The following is a 13,779-nucleotide window of genomic DNA, read 5'->3' as shown; positions in this document are numbered from 1 at the left end:
GCATTACGTACAGTTACGACAAATGTCGTCACTTCTCCTTTTTATTCGATAAAATTGTGCCATACGTACCGATTCGCCATACCCATTCAAGTGGCCCCATTTTATAGCGTGATAACCACAAGTCCGCGAGCAACGCCTGAACGACAAAGATTCCGACAGCCATAAGCGTTCCAGTCATTATATCCACTTTGCCGTACATTCCGAAGCCATAGTGGTAGAAGATAAGTGTCGCAATGACGGATTGACCAATATATGTCGTCATTGACATGCGTCCTGCCTTGGCAACGGGACGGAAAATATTCGTAAACCATTGCCTTGTGCAAAACAGTAATACGATCGCGCCATATCCAATTGCAACGAGCGGTCCGCCGAAATACGTTTGAACGAGTTGCATGGAGAATTCAGGGCCAATTAAAAATGGCAGTGCCTTTAATAACAAACCGATTACAAGTGTACTCATTCCCACGACAACTAGGTGGCCCTTCAATTCTTTCGCGCGCTCAAAAATTTTCCACTTTGCAAACGCCGCCCCGATCATCATGAGTGGCAAAATCATAATTGGTGTTAAAAATAGATTCGCACCGCTTATCATTAACCACTCTTTTGCACGAAATGCCACTGCCGCCAAGTAGCTTCCATGGCCATAAACTTCAATCGATTCCTGAAGCTGCTGAATGTCCGCAAACTCAGAAAGTGATGTACCTCCCGAAAATTGCTCGCCTAGGTAAAACAATCCTGTAATCAACAGGTTCGGTACCACATAAAGAGCAAGCGCTCCATAAAACAACCACTTTGGAGGAACTCGAACAAGTGCGATCATGATGAAGCCCATAATGGCATACGTGAACAATATATCCCCAGACCAGATGAAGAACCCATGGATGAGTCCGAACAAAAGCAGGATTGCCATTCTGCGAACTGCGACAGGTCCAAATGGTGACTTCTGCAGCAAAGACTTTTCATACTGCATACTTAGTCCATACCCGAAAAGCATCGCAAATATCGGATAAAAACTCGCTTCTACAAATATATCCAGCCACATGAATGGAAGTCCTTCTCCATTGTCGACAAACCAACTATACGGATCCATGTACATATAAGGAGAATGGAATACGAGCATATTGGCGATGAAAATACCTATTAATGAAAATCCTCGAAGCATATCTAGCGCTTCAATCCGTCCGGCATCGCCGGTTGGTAGTCTAGTCAAACTGTCTCCTCCTGAACTGTCAATGTTCGACCTTCATCAAACAAATACAATAGCATTTCTTTAATCGTAACGTGAGTAATTGCTTCTATCGCGGTTTTGTACAAACTAAGTTGCATGCTATAACGCAAACGCATTTCTGCATCTATTGCCTCTTCAGATGCAAAACGCCCCTTCAGGCGGTCGGTTTTATAATCCAACAGCACCCATCCGTCTGGTTCCTCAAACAAGCAATCCGCGATCCCCTGTAAAATCTGTGAATCTCCATCCGCTCCATCATATGCATAGGTGAACGGTAGTTCCTTCAACACTCGCGTTGCATTTTGCATGCGTCCTGCCACCGATGAGTTAGCAAACTGCACTACAGCATCCTGATCGAGTGCATTCACTTCTTCTTCGGTCAACAATTGTCGCTGCAATAGATTATCCAAAAGCGCTAGAACACTTTCCTGATCATTCGTTGTTCCTAAGTCAATATGCTGCATCACCGTATGCATTGCCGTTCCGACTTCCGCTGCACTGATCGACCGTTGTTGCAAGAAAGCCGGTCTTGCGTGCAAGTAAGCTTGGCTCACTTCACCATCGAGGTTTGCGAACGAGTCATTAGCTGTTGACTCTGCTTCCAGTTGGGCAATACGTTTCAATTCTGTCACAGACACTTTCGAACGCTTCTTAACAGATGCAAGATGAGGATATTCATAGTCAAACCGCTTCGTTACTTCAGCCAGAAGGGATTCATCTACATCCGGAACCAGCACTTCTTCTGTTTCGGATAAATCTTCGATGAACTCCTGCTCAGCCATTGACTCACTAAAATAGGAGACTGGCAGTGCACTGATATTCCACTTTGAAGGATGTTCTTTCACCATTGCCCCTTGCGTCAATCCGAACTTTGAAAAATCGGCATGACGTGCCACCGCTGGACCAATCCAATCCAAATAACCATTCGCACGGGAACGCATGTAATCTGGTAAACGTTCACCAGGATCAACGAGCTGTGCATCTTGCCACTTCGTCACCGACTTTTCGATGTCTTTCACCGTCGCGACTAGCTCCAATTGTTCTTTTGCCCGAGTCATCGCGACATAGAGAATACGCATCTCTTCAGAACGCATCTCCAACTCTTTCTGCTCTTTCATCGCAAGAAAAGGCAATGATGTATACATGATTCGTTTATCCGGATCAATCGCTTTCACCGCAAGACCGAAATGTTGGTCAAACAAATACGGTTCGTTGAAATCCATTTTGTTGAACTGCCTGCCCATACCAGCGACAAAGACATTCGGAAATTCCAAACCTTTCGATGAGTGGATCGTCATAATTCGCACGACATCTTCCTTTTCACTCAAATAACGTGCCGCCCCGAGATCATCCCCACGTCGTTGCATTCTGTCAACAAAACGTAAGAACCGGAACAACCCGCGGAATGAGGTCTTCTCATATTCAATCGCTCGATCATGCAACGCTCGTAAATTCGCCTGGCGCTGTTTCCCGTTCGACATGGTACCGACCATTTCATAGTAGTTCGTATCACTGTAAACGTGCCATATGAGTTCCGATAATGAGCCTCGTCGTGCCAAATTCCGCCACTCTTCAAACGCGAGCAGGAATCGCTGCAGCTTTTGCTGTGTTTCAGGCGCCATTCCAGTTCCCTTCGTTGCAATGAACGTCTTCAGTGCTTCATAAAACGGTGCATTCTTCGCAGCTAGACGTACTTGCGCCAACTCATTTTCCGTCAACCCGACAAACGGTGCACGTAGCACGGACGCGAGTGGAATGTCCTGATATGGATTATCGATCACCCGTAACGTATTCAGCATGATCGTCACTTCAAGTGCATCGAAATACCCGCGGGACAATTCCACGTAAACAGGAATTTCTGCGCGCTTGAATTCCTCTGCAATTTCAGCGGACCACGTCATTGAACGCATAAGAACGACAATATCGCTATATCGAATCGGCCGCTTTTCTCCGCTGAATGCATCGGACACTTCATGTCTGTCCGTCATCCACTTCTTGATTTTCTTCACCATATAACGCGCTTCTGCCTGAGAACTCTTCAGATTTTCCAAGTCTTCCGCCGTTTCATCTTCAAACTCTTCCTCTTCTGAGTAAAGGACAGTCAAATGAGCAGCCGTTTCCATTTCAGGATAACGCGCGCCGTATTTCAACTCTGCAGCTTCGTCATATTCTATTTCTCCGACACGTTCTCCCATGATTTGAGAGAAGATGAAGTTTGTCGCATCCAATACTTCTTTACGACTCCTGAAATTTGCGTTCAAATCGATTTTCAATCCATGATCTAAAGCGTCTTCAGTAAATCGTCCGTATTTCCCTAAAAATAATCCCGGCTCAGCAAGGCGGAAACGATAGATAGATTGCTTCACATCCCCTACCATGAACAAGTTGCCGTCTGACTCCGTTCCGCTTTTCACGAATTGGACAATCGCTTCTTGCAAAAGATTCGTATCTTGATATTCATCGACGAGCACTTCTTTGAACTTCGATCGATAGTCTATCGCGATATCGGATGGGACCAGTTCGCCCCCTTCCCGGTCGGTCAAAATGTCGAGCGCGAAATGCTCAAGGTCGGAAAAGTCGACAATCCCTTTTTCCGTTTTGACTGCGCGAAAGCGATGACCAAATTCTATGACCAGTTCAATGAGAGTATGCATCATCGGTGCCATTAAGCGGATTTCTGTAAGTAGACGGGCCGGCGTGCGCACGAAATAGGCATCTTTGATTCCCGTGACGAGCTTCTTCACAGAATCTCTTAATGATTTCGCGCGCTTTGCGAGTTCTTCATCACACGAATCCTTTTTTACAGCCCCAGCTTTCACCCAAACGAGCTGTTGGAAAATCGTATGGGTTTGTTCCCAAGTATTAGTTGAAATTGAACGAATGGCTTCGTTGATCCAAACCAAGTCCGCTTCCGCCGTCTTAATGAGCGGTGTAGGACCATCTGGCAAATCTGCAATACGATGCAGATCTGTCGCAAGCGCAGCCGCTTCTTCCAGCTTTTGCTGAATGGCGGATTTCAAAGGTTGGATAAATTCCAACTCATCGATCGTGACCTCATCGCCTATTTCGTATTGCTGTGGAATTTGCAGCAACCACGATTCAGGATTGGGGTGCACACGGGAATAGTCGTACAGCCGATCAATCAATAATTCCAGCGACTGGTCATTCCGGTCGGACGTAAAACTGTCCGCCAATCGATATACTGCTTCAGGATTTTCTGCGCTATAGGCATCCTCTAATACGTCCGCAATCGTATCGTCGCGCAGTAACGCCGCTTCCGTGGTATCCGCAATTCGGAATCCCGGGTCAATATCGAGCAGGTACGCGTATTGCCGCACGACATTCAAACAGAATGAGTGCATTGAAGATATTTGTGCTTTGTTTAATAAACTGAGCTGTTTTCGTAGATGAGAAGATTCTGGATGCAATGCGATTGCTTCTTCCAAGGCTGCTCCCATGCGATGCCGCATTTCTGCAGCCGCAGCATTCGTGAAAGTCACAACGAGCAATTCATCCACGTTAATTGGGTTTTTATCATCCAAAACTTTCTCAATAAGACGCGTAATGAGGACTTTCGTTTTCCCGGATCCAGCAGCAGCGGAAACAAGAATGTCCTGCCCTGACGCGTAAATCGCTTTCCATTGGTCGTCGGTAAATGTCACGTCACTCGGTTTCGGTGGTATGTGCATCGCCATCAGCCTCCTTCCGCATTTTTTCGAGCGACTCTTTCGCCGAAAGTTCCGCATAATTTCGGTACTTCGCATCCGGATCCGTCGTGTCGAACTGACAGACTCCTTGGTACGGGCAGTAGTTACATGGCATCCGTTCCTTTAATCGATATGGATACACCCGTGCATCCCCTGCAAGCATCGCATCGCCCGCTTGACGATGGCGTGAACGGACTGCCCCACGCAGCAATTGCATATCGTCTGGTGCGAGCACTTTAGAGGTCGCATAGAACGAACCATCTTTCTTCACACGAGCAGGAATAATTTTCGATGATTGTTCAATGTCGCTATCCATTTCTTTCACGACAGAAAGATCCTCTAGCACATACCCTTTCATCGAAAACGATTTCAACATCTCTTCTTCAATCGCTTCTTCGGTCAGTTCTTGCACGCTACGAACCATCGGGTTATGGACGTGGACATATAACATTCCAGCAGGATCTGCGTGCACGTGCAGCCATTCGTCAGCATGCTCGAGTGCAACGTCCAAATACGTCAGCATTTGCAGCGACAGTCCGTAATATACTTCCGTCAAGTCAAGCGCTTTAGATGATGACTTATAATCGACAATGCGAATAAACGTCTTATCATTGACGTTCGAAGCATCGACCCGGTCAATCCGTCCGCGTAAATTCATCTGACCTCCACGTTTCAATGGAATTGTCAATGGTGGCATCTGCTCCCCAGGACCGAATCCAACTTCGACCGCAATCGGTTCAAAGCTTGAAGCAGTCGCTTGGCTACGGAGCGCAAACAGCGTCCTCTGAATAATGCGTGTCAGTTTGCGTTTAATGTAAACGTGCCTGCTTGTTGATAGCAAAATCCGATGGAAGAAATACGGTGCGATGCTGTCCACAGCTTCCCTTGCCAAGCGAAAACAATCTTCTTTTGTTAGTCCAGCCCACGTTTCACCGGTCCTCATAATTTCATCAGATACCCATTTCAGTGACGCGTGGAATAAATCCCCGATTGCCGGTGCTTCCAACGTGAATTCTGAACGCTCCTGCAACCCCAGTCCATACGTCGCAAAATGTTGGAACGGACAACTGTAATACGATTCTACTCGCGATACACTCGAGGACATCGTTTCACCGTATAGTCCATGTGTTAAGTCTGGCGTCAAACGCTCCGTATCTGTCCCATGTTTGCGTTTTCCTTGAATTCCAGAGAGAATCGATGCCCAAAGTGGGTCATCTTCATAATAAGCAACAACGGCTTGCCATAGAGGGGATAATCCTCCTGCAGTTTCTGCATGACGTAGTTGCGCAGCCGCGTATGGCAACGCAGATTTCGGATGGGTGATGTAAGGTAGTTCATCCGCATTCTCTAGTAAATCTAGCGGATCAGTCACCACCATCTCTGTCTTCAAACCTTCGAATAGTTGACCAAGTCTCGGGATATAAAGCGATGGAATGAGTGCTTTCCCCGCTTCATCTGCAATTGGATAAGACACCGTCAATCCTTCTGACGCCGCAGTGAACGCACGATACGCTTTGTACGTTTCATCCATCAATCGTGATTTTGCAGAGGGGGCCAGTTCAAATCCGACGGCTTCAAACCATTGTCGATCGGTATCGGATATGAGTCCTTCATTGTCGATTCGTTGTGGCAAAATGCCATCATTCGTCCCGATAACAAACACTTCATCCATACTTAAGAATGTGGCGAGGTCAATTGTCATGACCGTCACTTGGTCGAGAGACGGTGGAATCCGAGAGAATTCGAGCGTATCGAACCCTTCATCTAGTACCCGTACCGCATCTTTCGGCACCATTTTGACATCCCCAAACATGAGCACAAACTGATCTAGGATATTGATCCATCCCGTCCATGCCTGTTCATGTTCTGACGCTCCAAGCAATCGTCCTGCGCGCTCTTCTTTAGCACGAAGGTCAATGATTTTGTCATATATATTGAGTTCTTCCATGAAAGTAAACAAGGCTTCAGCAGCTTGTCTGCCGTCTTTTGCCGCTTTCAACTTTTCCCCAAAAGTCTCAAGTGGTTCACGAATCAAATCCCGCACACTATGCAATTCTGCTTGCATCGCGAGTTCTTCATCTGTCTGGACTTCGGTATGCAATTCGAGTCCTCGATACTTTTTCACGCGCCATCGAACGTCGTCAAACCAACGATGCCCATGGATTCCATGTGCCAGCACATAGTTTTCCAAGCGATCTGCACGTTCCCGCCAAATCTGACGGTCTTCTCCATGCGGGAAGAACAAATCTGTTTTCACAGCACGGAAAACCGCTTCATACGACCAATTCCCGGTGACTGCCTCGAGCACTGAACGTGTAAATTCGATGAGCGGATGGTGCAGCATCGGCTTTTTCTGGCTAATGAACACCGGGATATCATACTGCGGAAAAATCGTTTCGATCAATTCATCGTACACTTCTGGCTGACGATACAAAATCGCCATTTCGTTATATTGTTTCCCTGACATCGCCAGCTTTCGAATCGAACGTGCCACAGCGTGCATTTCAGCCCGACGATCCGTTGCTTCAATAATCCGAACATCCCCGCTACTCACTTGCTGCGTTGCGGGATACTTATCAAATTGAGCTTCTAGATGTAGCACATCAGGATTCCGAAAACGTTGTGTGGTCCTCAATCGCACCTCTGACTCGATTTCCACAGATTCCTCACGTGCAATTTCCGTAATGAGTTGTTTCGTACGCATTGGACTGAAAAATAGCTCGTGATCCTCTGTTGCTTCGCCCTCTTCATCCGTCGGGAGTGCAACGGTCACGCGCTTTGCATATTTCAATAATTCCCGGACGATCTCATGCTCACGGTTCGTCAATAACTCGAACCCATCTATGTAAATATCTGCTTCTTTCATATAGGAAGAAAATTGGACTTGACCTGATAGCATTGCTAAATGTCCTTCACTATCGACGTGCGTTGTCCCAAGACGTTCTTCCACTTTGGAGAGTAGCAATGACAAGTCTCCGGCTTTATCGACTAACGAACGCGGCGCAGATGCTGCGGATAACTGCGTATGGAGCTGTGCAAGTGTTGTGTGATCGAGACAATACCGACTGAACTCTTTCAATACACCTTCGACTTGCTCCGTAAATCCTCGCTTATCAGCAGCTTGACGGAACAATTTGAAGTCCTCGCGATTTTCTTCCAGCACACTTCGAATGAGCATTCGGTAACCGAAACCGTCCACTTCGCGTCGTGTGATGCCCCCTGTTTCTTGTAGCACTCTCCAAGCCAAACGCTTGAACGTCAACACTTGTGCACGCACCATCCCGTTCAATCCGAATTGGGCTGCCAAACTATGCTCCAACGAATAAGACATCTGGTCCGGCACAATTAGCACAATCGGTTGGCCAAGCGGATCTTGTTTAAGCGCTTCTACAATTTCCTGTTCAATCATATAAGTTTTTCCTGTCCCTGAACGTCCAGTTATAAATCGCAGCGTCATCAGATAGCCCCTCTCATTTGTAACTTGTCTCCTCATTGTAATTGTTTTCGCTGGAAGAATCAAAGTTCGAGAGGTGATTTTACGAATAAATGTTCGCATTTATGAAAGTGCTGCTGATTGGAGGTTGTTAGATGAAATGTCGCGGAGTAATAAGGGGTGGGCGAAAGGGTTATGAGCACTTTGATAGCTTTATGATCACTTTCCACTGGTTATGATCACTTCCCGCAGTTTTTGAGCACTTCCACAGACTTATGATCACTCTCCGCAGTTTATGATCACTCTCACAGCTTTATGAGCACTTCCACAGCTTTATGATCACTTTCACAGCTTTATGATCACTTTCACAGCATTACGAGCACCCAAACAAGTTCCCCCCCTTATTTGTCCCAAATCAAAAAACGCTTCGCCAGGCGAAGCGCACATCATTCTCTTTAGTTGTCCTTCCAGTCTTTCTTTCCATCCCATTCCCGCGCATGGCGTTCGACTTTCTTATTCAAGCGGCGCTCAAAATACTTGCCAGCTAGCCATAATAACAAAATCACAGCTCCGACAATTGCCGTTCGAATTGGTTGGGTCAGCAACGCTTTCAAATCGTACCCTACAAAACTGATCATGAAGATCATGACAAACTTCCCTGCCATTAAGATCATCAAATAATACGTCTTCCGCATATTCGACAGTCCCGCGACCAAATTCACGAGAGCTGAGGGTGTAAATGGAAAACAGATGAACAAAAACAATGGTCCAAACCCATTGCTCTCCACCCACAAAATAAGCTTCTTCACTCTTTTATGGCGAGTGATGAAGTTCAGTAAACGGCTTTGCCCATACTTTCGGATCAGTAAAAACACCGCGTAGGAACCAACCGTTGTCCCCACCCATGATAGGATGAACCCTAACCACAATCCATACGCCGCAGAATTTGCGAAGATGAACACAAACAACGGTAAAAAGGGAAGAAACGACTCGATGAACGGCAGTAAAATGCCGATGAACGGGCCGAATGCCTTATATTGTTCTGCAAGTTCGATAACTTTATCCACACTTAACCATTCTTGCATCTCGAGTCACCCCAACCTTATTCTCTCTTTTTTTAACCATTCAAAGATTCAGTCTTGTTGTCTATAGCAAATATAGTATAATCACTAGTATTGAAAATCATTAGAAAGCTGGGATGCGAAATGGAACGCAGTGAATTTAATAACGGCCTTCGTGCCGGTCTCAGCATTGCCATCGGGTACTTTCCCGTTGCGCTTACGTTCGGTCTACTTGCAAAGACAACCGGTCTTTCGCTGTTTGAGGCGACCGCGATGAGTATTTTCGTCTTTGCCGGCGCCGCACAATACATATCGCTCAGCTTGATTACTGCTGGCGTCGATCCATTTTTAATCGTCATGAATACATTCATCGTTAACATCCGCCACTTTCTTATGACGGCTTCGCTGAATGAAAAGATGCAACCCGCACCAAAGCCCGTCAAAGCGGCTTATGCGTTCGGCGTCACGGATGAAACCTTTTCTGTTATCGCAACGAGTAAACAAGAAAAAGTATCGAGTGGACATGCATTCGGCGTTATCGTCATCGCCTACGGAAGCTGGGTCGTTTTCACTGCCCTTGGGCATGTCATTGGCGCCAATTTACCACTTTTCCTGCAAGCCGCCATGTCCATTGCACTTTATGCCCTCTTCATCGCTTTACTTGTCCCATCTATGGAAGGCAATCGGAAAGTTGTCTTACTTGCAAGTGTTGCTGCAATCTTGCACTGTATCTTTTATTATACCGAATTATTATCGACAGGGTGGGCCATTCTTGCTTCTACCTTGCTCTCTTCCGTCCTTATCGAGCTGCTCTATGTAAAGTACGGTCGAGCCCTTATTCCAGTAATTGAAAAGGAGGAGAGCTAATGGGTCCAACTTATTGGTGGATGTTGTTCGGTATGGCGCTCGTGACATATATTCCACGTATGATCCCACTTACAATTCTTGATGGAAAAAAGCTCCCTCCACTCGTTACAGGAATTTTAAGTAACATCCCGTACGCCGTGCTCGGTGCTCTCATTTTCCCAGCAGTATTCTATGTACAGGAAGGCAACATATTTTTCGGATTAATCGGCGCCGTCACCGCATTTCTCATAGCAATCTTTGGCTTTGGACTGATGACTGTCGTCCTTGGCACTATCGGTGTACTCGCAATCTATAGTCTGTTCATGTAACCCCTTTGAACCTACCATACCCCAAAATCATGGTTCTCATACTTATAGAATAGAAGAAACGAAAAAGCCTCACACACTTGTGCAAGGCTTTTTCGTTATTCATGGAGATTTTCATTGGATCGACGTTGTGCATTCGCAACCATTCGATTTGCATACCAAAATCCGACTGTCAACGATAACGCGTCTGCCACGTACAGCATCCAATTATGCGTATACCCTGCATAGACGGAGGCGGCGATAAGTGCGATCGTCAATACCAATCCGACTAGTTGATGAAACGTGACCCGCGTAAAGAACACAACGAGAATGCCAGGAATGAACAACGCCATCACGAGTTTTGTTGCTAAACTTTCCACTCGACACCGCCTCCTCTCCATCTATCATCTAACAAGTAACAAACCGAGCTTATAATGATCATGACGATACAACACCTGTTGCATAAGACGGACTTCTCCATTTCGATCCGCTACTTGCAAGCGACAATGTGCAGCATTCACTTGGATCGCATCATATAACTCTTTATCGTTCGCGACTTGCATGCCGTTCACCGCACGTATGACTTCACCTGGCTTCAATCCGAGCTTCTCAGCAGGCGAACCAGGAAGAACCCCTGCAATGACTACACCTCTCGCACTCGGCGATGCTGCGTAACCACCGTTACGTTCTTGCACGGCTACTGCAATCGTCAATACTGTGCGAATCACGACACCGATTACCAATGCTCCCCAGCCAATCAATGGCTCGAAGAGTGCACCTAATCCAAGTATCGTCACAGCGATTCCGCTCCAGATTACCGACACCCCAAGCTTCGGAAAGAGTTCATCTGGAAAACGTTTGCGTGCAATCTGGCTAAAGCCAATCAACACCGGCACTGGAACAAAGCTAAATGTTTCTGCACCTAGCGTAAACTGTGGCCAATACGGCACATATGCTGAAATCATATCACCCGGCACTAGCAAAATAACCGGCAACAACCAAATCTTTTTTACTTTGAAGACGGCAGCACGTAGTCCTCTGTTCGTCTTTTCCAAATGGGGCGATGCATAGTTCACTGTGGATTTCCGGATAAGCTGTCCTTCTGCAATTAGTAAAAGACCTGCGATAATCGGAATCGTTATCGCCAATTGGTCTAGTAAATCCACGTCTTGCAGCGACCATCCGTGGTACGAAAACGATCCACCAAATTTCTGCCACACCACCAATCCGAAAAATGCGATTGCCGTTGTGTAAATTGGTGACCCCCATTGGTAATAAAAACTGATCAGAACAATAACCATGACGATGGAAAACAGCACAATCCATCCTGCATCTGTCACTAATCCGATCCCACTTAGCAGGACGGACAAAATGAGTGCATGCACCCATGAATCTGCAAGGAGCCGTCTCAATTCCGTGAGTCCCGGCAACTTACGAATGTTGAAGTCTTTCCGCTCCCGCTTCACCCTCATATATCCGAGCGCAACCGCAACGAGGAGAATTAGCCAGAATAGTGGATTTAGGAAAAAGACTGCTGCTGCACGTAAGACGTCAAACCACCAATTCTCAGACACGTTCTATCACACTCCAATCCAATCCTGCTTTTCTTCTATTGTAACAAAGATTGGAATGGAATGGATAGTCGCGACAGACTGTTATTTACGTGTAGGGCAAATCGATCACTTACCGGACAACTTATGGTGTAAATATCCGATCGCCATCGACAGCTGTTCGTCGTTCGCCCGATCGTTCCGATAGGCCTCTGAACTATCCTTCAACGTCTGGAAGAACTTGCTGTCCATATCTCCCGACGAATCTACCTTTTCATGATCCATGAATTTAGCAAGAGCTTCGCCCGTTCCCTCATCAAAGAAACCGTCTACTCTCCCTGGATCATATCCAAGCGATTTCAACAATCGCTGTGCATACGCCACATCATCGTGATACTGCTGTTCTTTATAAACCTCTGCAATGACTCTGAAATGCTCCGAGAACAGGCTATTTTGCTTCACTTCGAGATCCGTTGTGATTCCTTCCGTATGAATCCATCGTTCTTTCGGCGTCAACCACTTATGAGTCGACAGTTTCACTTCTCCGCCATTTGAGAGTTTCATCGTCTCCTGCACGGTTCCTTTACCAAAACTCGTCGTCCCGACAATGAACCCACGACCTAGATCCTGAAGCGCACCACTCAATACTTCACTCGCAGAAGCACTACCTTTGTCTTGTAGCAAGACAACCGGAAGAGCCTGCAATTTCGGATTGTACGTTATCTCTTTTGACGCTTCTGTCACAAGGGGAGTCAATTGCCCTTTTACGTCTTCCATATAGGCAAATACCGTATCTTCAGGAAGCATACTCCCTGCGATATTACCGACGGCGTGTAAATATCCTCCAGGATTCCCACGGACATCAATAAGCAATGCTTCCGCACCTTCCTTGACGAGTAACTCTGTCGCCGCCTGCCACTCTTTCGCACTGTCCTCCCCGAACATCGTCAACCCTATGTAACCAATTTTCTTTCCTCGTTCTTCCAATATTTCCGATGTCACTGTGTGGACTGGAATGACATCTCGTTCAATCGACATTTCCACGTGCTTACCGGATTCCGGACGATAGACCACGAGTTTCACGGATGTCCCTTGCTTACCTCGGATCTGTTTAATGACTTCTTTCAGTGTTAATCCGTCCACTCGCTCCCCATCAATTTGAACAAGTTCGTCATAAGGAAGCAATCCAGCTTTTTCAGAAGGCGAGCCTTTTACAGGTGAAACAATTACAAACTTACCATTCGTCCGAGTGATTTCAGCACCAATACCCACCCGTTCTCCTGCAAGCGATTCTTTATGGGACGCAGCCTCTTCTTTCGTCAAGTAGGTCGAATACGGATCCCCGATCACGTCTGCCATTCCTCGCAATGCCCCTTCGATCAACTCATCATCTTTAAGTTTATACACCGCATTCCCCGTAATGACGTCGTATGCTTCGTCAATGACGCCAAACTTTCCACTCGAGGTGTGAACCTTTTCCTCACCTTTCCCACAGCCATCCAACACCAATACAAGACAAACCGCAACTGCGGCTAAAATACCGAACGCAAAAACCCGGCTCCTACGCATCGTCACCATCCCCTCCTCTTTCCACTATATGAAAGAGGGTAGATGGTTACGACAAGCATGGGCCGGGAATTAAAAATAGT

The 13,779-nt window shown here is 46.5% G+C and carries 9 protein-coding genes; 2 read left to right on the top strand and 7 right to left on the bottom strand.

Going from position 1 to position 13,779, the window contains the following annotated elements:
• Window positions 1-28 precede the first annotated feature (28 nt).
• From DVB69_RS01005 to DVB69_RS00990, 4 genes are all read right to left on the bottom strand, one after another.
• Complete coding sequence (locus DVB69_RS01005) at window positions 29-1,210, bottom strand: DUF418 domain-containing protein (RefSeq protein WP_233505293.1); 1,182 nt, start codon at window positions 1,208-1,210, stop codon at window positions 29-31.
• On the bottom strand, window positions 1,207-4,923 hold the full coding sequence (gene addA, locus DVB69_RS01000; RefSeq protein WP_116015690.1) for a helicase-exonuclease AddAB subunit AddA: 3,717 nt from the start codon (window positions 4,921-4,923) through the stop codon (window positions 1,207-1,209). Before addA ends, DVB69_RS01005 begins: the two co-directional genes overlap by 4 nt.
• Window positions 4,892-8,392, bottom strand: coding sequence for a helicase-exonuclease AddAB subunit AddB (gene addB / locus DVB69_RS00995; protein ID WP_116015688.1), 3,501 nt, complete (start codon window positions 8,390-8,392; stop codon window positions 4,892-4,894). Before addB ends, addA begins: the two co-directional genes overlap by 32 nt.
• Before the next feature lie 431 nt (window positions 8,393-8,823).
• A complete protein-coding gene (locus DVB69_RS00990) occupies window positions 8,824-9,453 on the bottom strand; it encodes a TVP38/TMEM64 family protein (RefSeq protein WP_116015686.1) in 630 nt (209 codons plus the stop codon).
• A 120-nt stretch (window positions 9,454-9,573) separates the two neighbouring features.
• On the opposite strand from DVB69_RS00990, the gene DVB69_RS00985 reads away from it, so the two are divergent.
• Window positions 9,574-10,296: an AzlC family ABC transporter permease gene (locus DVB69_RS00985; protein WP_116015684.1), complete on the top strand. Its 723-nt coding sequence runs from the start codon at window positions 9,574-9,576 to the stop codon at window positions 10,294-10,296.
• A complete protein-coding gene (locus DVB69_RS00980; RefSeq protein WP_116015682.1) occupies window positions 10,296-10,604 on the top strand; it encodes an AzlD domain-containing protein in 309 nt (102 codons plus the stop codon). Before DVB69_RS00985 ends, DVB69_RS00980 begins: the two co-directional genes overlap by 1 nt.
• A gap of 95 nt (window positions 10,605-10,699) precedes the next feature.
• Here DVB69_RS00980 and DVB69_RS00975 read toward each other — a convergent pair whose 3' ends face one another.
• The 3 genes from DVB69_RS00975 to DVB69_RS00965 all read right to left on the bottom strand — a co-directional run bounded on the left by DVB69_RS00975 (window position 10,700) and on the right by DVB69_RS00965 (window position 13,708).
• Window positions 10,700-10,960, bottom strand: a complete 261-nt coding sequence (locus tag DVB69_RS00975; RefSeq protein ID WP_116015680.1) for a CsbA family protein — start codon at window positions 10,958-10,960, stop codon at window positions 10,700-10,702.
• Window positions 10,961-10,984: 24 nt separating this feature from the next.
• Window positions 10,985-12,154 (bottom strand): PDZ domain-containing protein, encoded by a 1,170-nt coding sequence (locus DVB69_RS00970; protein WP_116015678.1) that lies wholly within the window; start codon window positions 12,152-12,154, stop codon window positions 10,985-10,987.
• A 105-nt stretch (window positions 12,155-12,259) separates the two neighbouring features.
• Window positions 12,260-13,708: a S41 family peptidase gene (locus tag DVB69_RS00965; protein ID WP_233505292.1), complete on the bottom strand. Its 1,449-nt coding sequence runs from the start codon at window positions 13,706-13,708 to the stop codon at window positions 12,260-12,262.
• Window positions 13,709-13,779: the final 71 nt, after the last annotated feature.

This window comes from Sporosarcina sp. BI001-red (assembly GCF_003384035.1).
GTDB lineage: Bacteria > Bacillota > Bacilli > Bacillales_A > Planococcaceae > Sporosarcina.
The sequence above is the reverse complement of the archived record's forward strand: the minus strand, read 5'-3'. Positions and strand labels throughout refer to the sequence as shown.

Excerpts from the sequence above, each read along its gene's own strand:
- addA (WP_116015690.1), bottom strand. The coding sequence starts at position 4,923 with ATGGCGATGCACATACCACCGAAACCGAGTGACGTGACATTTACCGAC.
- addB (WP_116015688.1), bottom strand. The coding sequence starts at position 8,392 with ATGACGCTGCGATTTATAACTGGACGTTCAGGGACAGGAAAAACTTAT.
- DVB69_RS00990 (WP_116015686.1), bottom strand. The coding sequence starts at position 9,453 with ATGCAAGAATGGTTAAGTGTGGATAAAGTTATCGAACTTGCAGAACAA.
- DVB69_RS00985 (WP_116015684.1), top strand. The coding sequence starts at position 9,574 with ATGGAACGCAGTGAATTTAATAACGGCCTTCGTGCCGGTCTCAGCATT.
- DVB69_RS00980 (WP_116015682.1), top strand. The coding sequence starts at position 10,296 with ATGGGTCCAACTTATTGGTGGATGTTGTTCGGTATGGCGCTCGTGACA.
- DVB69_RS00965 (WP_233505292.1), bottom strand. The coding sequence starts at position 13,708 with ATGGTGACGATGCGTAGGAGCCGGGTTTTTGCGTTCGGTATTTTAGCC.